The following is a 6,000-nucleotide window of genomic DNA, read 5'->3' on the forward strand; positions in this document are numbered from 1 at the left end:
AATTACACTGAATTACATGCAATTTCAGGATATCGCCGCATAGCTTGGTAGAATGCCGCTCCGCATCATCATCTAGTGTTATTTGTTTTTGTAAAAATCATTCATGTCTCGTTCTGTCACTAAGTATTTTGTCCCCACGATTTTGGCTGTTGCCTGCGCTGTTTTTGTCTTGTCAGCATGTTCTTCTGCGGCATCAACTTCTACTCCAACTGCGTTGGCAAAAACCATAGGTGATGGCCCTTACCAGTTAAGCGTCACGTTTGAATCTACCGATGACGCTGTCTTTGCTTGTGCTGCTGAGCTGGTTGATAAAGAGCAGGTTGTCGCTACGATGACGTCCACTTTAACTACCAACGCGCCCGGCGTCATCAGAGCACTGGCGTTTACCCAGACCATCGATCATGCCAGTGAACACACCGATGCTTTTATCGAGGCTTTTAAACAATGCCAGGGTAATCTTGCGCTCGGCGGGAATAGTTTTAGCTGGTCATTAAGCCGCAGCTTATCGAAGTAGTGATTGCTTAAAATAAAACGTCAAAAACAGATGTCCAATCAGAATGCGGTCTCCAGCATGAAAATGCTTGGTAAGCCGCAGAATGTATAGACAAAGGATTTTGTTTTTTATCTATCAACTAATTGAATTTTTTTGTAAAAAATTGTCTCTTAGGCGTTGAATGCAGTTCAGAACAGCCTGCATGTGAAGCATACAAACGGCACTCAGAGTATGCTCTAAGCTCCGGCCACAAATAGATTTCGTGGCATTCATCCAGGAGCTTGCATGCTAGAAGCACCAATCCCGAGTAACGATGCAGATCGCTTGCAAGAGCTGCGGGATTTATGTGTATTGGATACGCCAAAAGAGTATCGTTTTGATCGGCTTACCTTGTTGGCGCAACGCCTGTTCAGGGTAGAAATAGCGATGATTAACCTGGTAGATCAAGACCGCGTGTGGATCAAATCTACCGTTGGGCTAGACGTACAAGAAGCGCCTCGCAACACTTCGTTCTGCGGCCATACTATTCTGAATGCTCAGCCGCTGGTTGTGCGTGATACTTTGACCGACCCTCGGTTTAGCGACAATCCTGCCGTTACCGGCGAACCCTATATTCGTTTTTATGCAGGCCAGCCTTTGCGTAGTCCGAACGGTTTTCGGATTGGCAGTCTATGTTTGGTGCATAGCCAGCCACGGGATTTCGACAGCGCCGATGAAGAGAGCTTACGCACTCTGGCACAGTTGGTCGAAGTAGAATTACAAGCCAATGTGTTAGTCAAAAAACTGGCGCTTGCCGAAGATAGCGCAGCCCGCCTCAACACCATCGCCCGTCAGTTTGAACAATTATCCTTGGTCGCACGCTACACCGATAATGGCGTGATTATTAACAATGCACGAGGCGAGGCTGAGTGGGTCAACACGACTTTTACCAAGATGTCGGGCTACAGCCTGCACGAAATGATGGGGCAAAAGCCTAACCGCATTTTGCATGGGCCTGGCACAGACCGCGCCACCGTGGATTACATCATGACTTGCCTGGCGCAAGCGGTCGAATGCAAGACGGAGATTTTGCATTACAACAAGCAAGGGAAGGCGTATTGGATCAGTCTGAATATGCAACCCGTGTTTGATCAGGCCAACCAGCTAAGTCACTTTATTGCGATCCAAACCGACATCACCGAGCGTCGGGAAAATGAACAAAAAATTCGTAGCAGCGAAGCCTTGCTGCAATCTGCGGCGCGTCTGGCAGGCGTCGGTGCCTGGGGCGTTAATCTGCTTACATCAGAAGTGACCTGGTCTGATCAGACGTGTTTGATTCATGACACAGAGCCGGGATTCCAGCCGACACTAGAACAAGCGATTAATTTCTATTTACCCCATGTTCGCCCCATCGTCCAAGAGGCAATCCAAAAAGCAATTGATAGCGGGAATGGTTTTGAAATTGAATTCCCGCTCACCACAGCAAAAAACCGTGCGATCTGGTGTCGCTCTGTCGGCGAAGTCGTGTATGAAAATCAGCAAGCGGTACGCATGATAGGGACTTTTCAGGATGTGACGGAGAGTCGCATGATGGATACGATTAAAACTGAATTCATTTCTATGGTGAGCCATGAATTACGCACACCGCTGACGTCGATACGCGGGTCTTTAAGTTTGCTGGAATCTGGCGTCATCGGCGCATTGCCAGAAAAGGCAGAACAGCTCATCAAAGTGGCACACCGCAATAGCAAACGCTTGCTGGCCTTGGTCAATGATATTCTGGATATGAACAAATTGTCGGCGGGCGCTTTGATCCTGAATCTGCAAAGGCACGACTTGATATTGCTCGCGCAGCAGTCGATAGAAGCCAATCAGGCCTATGCCGATGAGTTTCAGGTGAGCATTGATTTTAATAGCGACTTACCGGCGGCAATGGTCGATGCCGACGCCGGACGCTTGCTGCAAGTATTTGCCAATTTAATTTCTAATGCGATCAAATTCTCTTCGGCGCAGATGGCGATCAAGATCATGATTGATTTGCATGACGGTGCTTATCGGGTGCAAGTGATTGATCAAGGCTGCGGTATTCCTGAACTATTCAAACCAAAGATTTTTGGCCAGTTTGCGCAGGCCGATAGCAGCAGCACCCGCAACCAAGGCGGTACAGGTCTGGGCTTGCACATCAGCAAAACCTTGATAGAAAAAATGGGCGGCAGGATAGGTTTTGACAGTATCGAGGGCGAGGGCACGAGGTTTTGGTTTTGCTTGCCGATGTTGGCTTTGTGATGAATTGAAACTGGTGTTTAGTAAGTAGAAGCTCCTCCAAAATTAAAGGTCCAATGATAATGCGGCTTCTGGCATGAAAAGCTTCCAGAAGCCGCATTATCATTGGACGATCTAAATTTAATTTAATTGAATTTGATAAATTATTTTCAGAAAAACGATCAAATTTGTTCCAGTGCAATCAGCTCCTGCACTGTCTGGCGACGACGAATCTGCTTGATCTGGTCGCCATCGACCAATACTTCGGGTATCAGCGGGCGGCTATTGTAGTTGGATGACATGCTGGCACCATAAGCGCCAGTGTCATGGAATACCAGCAAATCGCCGATCTCACATGCAGGCAAATCTTGGGTAGTGACGACGCCGCCATCTTCTTGGGTGAATACATCGCCGGATTCACATAGTGGGCCAGCAACGACAGTGGCTTTTAAGTCCATCGTGCGTGGCGTGCCATCCGCAGCGTGGGCGCTGATACGGTGGTAGCTGCCATACATCGCGGGACGTGCCAGATCGTTAAAGCCTGCATCAACTAAGGCGAAGAAGTTATTGCCGACTTGTTTTTGCGCACGCAGTTCAGAGATCAGGATGCCTGATTGTGCGACCAAAAAACGCCCGGGCTCAATTTCCATGCTGATGCCGTGACCCAGATGCGCCTCAATTTGCTCGCGCGCTTTCGCCCAAATCTGGAAGTAATGATCGGTATCTACCACCGCTTCACCATCACGGTAAGGAATAGATAATCCACCGCCAATGGAGATGGCCGACATATCGCAAGCACAAGTTTTAACCTGAGCAATCATCGCATCGCAGACGCTTTGCAAATGATCGTAATCCACGCCAGAGCCAATATGCATATGCAAGCCAACCAGCGTTAGTTTATAGTGCGCGATCAGTGCCAGGCTCTCTGCCAGATGCTCATACCAGATACCGTGTTTGCTTTGTTCGCCACCGGTATTGGTTTTGCGGCTGTGGCCATGACCAAAGCCAGGGTTAATCCGCAACCAGACCGCATGACCGGGATGGGCTTGCCCTAACTGCTCCAGCATTTGAGGTGAGCCGCAATTGACCGGGATGTTCAGCTCTACCACACGCTTTAAGGCATGCTTGTCCAGTAAATCAGCGGTAAAAACGATGGGCGCATGCTTTGCTTGCGCATCTGGAACATAGCCAGCGGCCAGCGCCCGCTCTACTTCCCCTAGCGAGACTGCATCAACCATGACGCCTTCTTCCCGCATCAGGCTCAGCAGATGAATATTGCTTGAGGCTTTTTGCGCAAAACGGATGACATCAAACTGGCGCAAACGGGCGATTTGCTGGCGAATGATGTTAGCGTCATAAGCCCAGCAAGGAGTCTGGAATTGTTGCGCAATGCGGGCGATCTGCTGATGAGAAATCATAGTATTTTCTTTAAAAGATTAGGTAAATTTGATTTACACTGTAACAAGTAAGCACACTCTTTTAAAGAGCATTCCATCAGCAAAATAGGGCGATTGCAATGGATTGGCTTGAATATCATGGCAGACACCTATCAAACCTGTGGCAAGCGCTGACGATCATTAAGTAACCAGAAAATCGTGACCAAAAATTCGTGACTCAAAAATCGTGACCCAAAAAATCGATAACTTTGACCAAAAAATTCTACAGCTCTTGCAGCAAGATGCCCGCATGACGCACGCAGAAATTGGTCGTCAAATCCATCTGAGCCAACCGGCTGTGTCCGAACGCATCAAACGGCTGGAAAGCGCCCAGGTAATCCGTGGTTACCGCGCTGATATCAATCCCAAAGCACTTGGCTACCAGATCACGGCGATGATACGTTTATCGACTCAGCAAGGTCGCCCCTATGCACAATACGTTGCCGACTGCCCGGAGATTATTGATTGCTATACCGTAACGGGTGAGGACGGGGCTGTGATGCGGGTACTGGCAACCGATGTCGAACATCTGCAACGCATCATCAATGCGCTGAACGCATTTGGCTCGACCTCGACCGCGATTGTGCTGACTACCCATGTGTCGGGCAAGACGATTTCTGCGCCATTAGATTTGTAATGCCGCCAGAAAATCCCTTCTGGCGTTAATTTTTAACTGAGGTATAACTGAGATTTCACTGATCAAGGAAAGCAAAAAATGAATGCAATCAAATTCGTCGCTATCGCTTTAATCCTGGCTGGCGTGCTGGGTTTAATTTATGGCGGCTTTAGCTATACCAAAGACAGCACAGCGTTAAAAGTAGGGCCAATTGAATTATCTGTAAAAGAAAAAGAAACCGTCAATGTACCAGTCTGGGCTGGCATTGGTGCGATTGTTGTTGGTGGTTTACTTTTGGTTTTTGGTGCCAAGAAGTAGTCGCTTGCTGCGCTATTAAAAGAGTCTTAGAAGACTAGCGTACAGATTATTCCAGTGCGCTAGTTTTTTTTGCTTTATGGATCACTGTATTAATGCGGTTGATGATCCCATTATCCTGGCTCGCTAAAATGGCGAAATGGATGTGATCGGTACTCAGTGGCTTGCGCAATACGGCAAACTTCACACCCGCTGGCAAGGCGGATTCTAGTGACAGTTTTGGGATTAAGTTGTTGATGATGCTTTCGATTTTGGTCGGGTTATCGCTACGATGTCCTACCAAAATAACATCGGTCCGCTTGTTAATTAATTTTTGTAATCGTGACGTAATTGAGTAGGTGTCTTCATCTACAGTGAACGCACTGTTTTTTTGTGCATCAAATTCATCTCCATAACTAGAGCCACGGATTATTCCAATTTTTTTACCTTTTAAATCTTGTATAGATTGGTATGGAAAAACGCTGTTGCTTAAGGTGATCATCCATACATAGCTTGTATATACAGGGTTAGAGAAGTGTAATGTCCGCAGGCGCTCTTTGGTCTTGGATAATCCAAAGGCTAAGCCCTCGCCTTGATTGAGATTTTTGAGTAAGCGGTTCCATGGATAGTGCCGTATTTCAAAGTTAACATCGAGTTCTTTTTCGACGTACTCCATCGTTTTGCGAAAAGTATCATTGACGGGAATTTGTGGATTTTGATCAGGGCTTGCTTCCGCCAGCAGCAAGACGACGCTACTCTTTTCTGACCAGGCAAAGCTGGGTATCAGTAATGTGAACAAACTACTGATTAGTTTTCGTCTACGTTGTTGCAATGTTATTTCAGTCGAGCTTCTTGCAAAATACCCAAACCAGTAAAGTCGAGCATGGGTGTGGCCACTGTTGCGATTGGTTTTCTTGTTT

General features: G+C 47.3%; 6 protein-coding genes. 4 read left to right on the plus strand and 2 right to left on the minus strand.

Annotated features, from left to right (window positions below):
* Nucleotides 1-103: 103 nt before the first annotated feature.
* Both QN395_RS16820 and QN395_RS16825 read left to right on the plus strand, forming a co-directional pair.
* Complete coding sequence (locus QN395_RS16820) at nucleotides 104-514, plus strand: hypothetical protein (protein WP_323492418.1); 411 nt, start codon at nucleotides 104-106, stop codon at nucleotides 512-514.
* Between the two features lie 264 nt (nucleotides 515-778).
* A complete protein-coding gene (locus tag QN395_RS16825) occupies nucleotides 779-2,758 on the plus strand; it encodes an ATP-binding protein (RefSeq protein WP_323492419.1) in 1,980 nt (659 codons plus the stop codon).
* A 158-nt stretch (nucleotides 2,759-2,916) separates the two neighbouring features.
* On the opposite strand, the gene lysA is transcribed toward QN395_RS16825, so the two are convergent.
* Complete coding sequence (gene lysA, locus QN395_RS16830; protein WP_322120285.1) at nucleotides 2,917-4,152, minus strand: diaminopimelate decarboxylase; 1,236 nt, start codon at nucleotides 4,150-4,152, stop codon at nucleotides 2,917-2,919.
* Nucleotides 4,153-4,357: 205 nt separating this feature from the next.
* Here lysA and QN395_RS16835 point away from each other — a divergent pair, with 205 nt between their 5' ends.
* Nucleotides 4,358-4,807: an Lrp/AsnC family transcriptional regulator gene (locus QN395_RS16835; protein ID WP_322120284.1), complete on the plus strand. Its 450-nt coding sequence runs from the start codon at nucleotides 4,358-4,360 to the stop codon at nucleotides 4,805-4,807.
* Between the two features lie 78 nt (nucleotides 4,808-4,885).
* Complete coding sequence (locus QN395_RS16840; RefSeq protein WP_322120283.1) at nucleotides 4,886-5,104, plus strand: hypothetical protein; 219 nt, start codon at nucleotides 4,886-4,888, stop codon at nucleotides 5,102-5,104.
* Between the two features lie 46 nt (nucleotides 5,105-5,150).
* Here the strand turns inward: QN395_RS16840 and QN395_RS16845 are convergent.
* The coding region (locus QN395_RS16845; protein WP_323493112.1) for a substrate-binding periplasmic protein at nucleotides 5,151-6,000 on the minus strand (850 nt) is incomplete at its 5' end.

The organism is Undibacterium sp. RTI2.2 (genome assembly GCF_035018705.1).
In the GTDB taxonomy this organism is placed as follows: domain Bacteria; phylum Pseudomonadota; class Gammaproteobacteria; order Burkholderiales; family Burkholderiaceae_D; genus Undibacterium.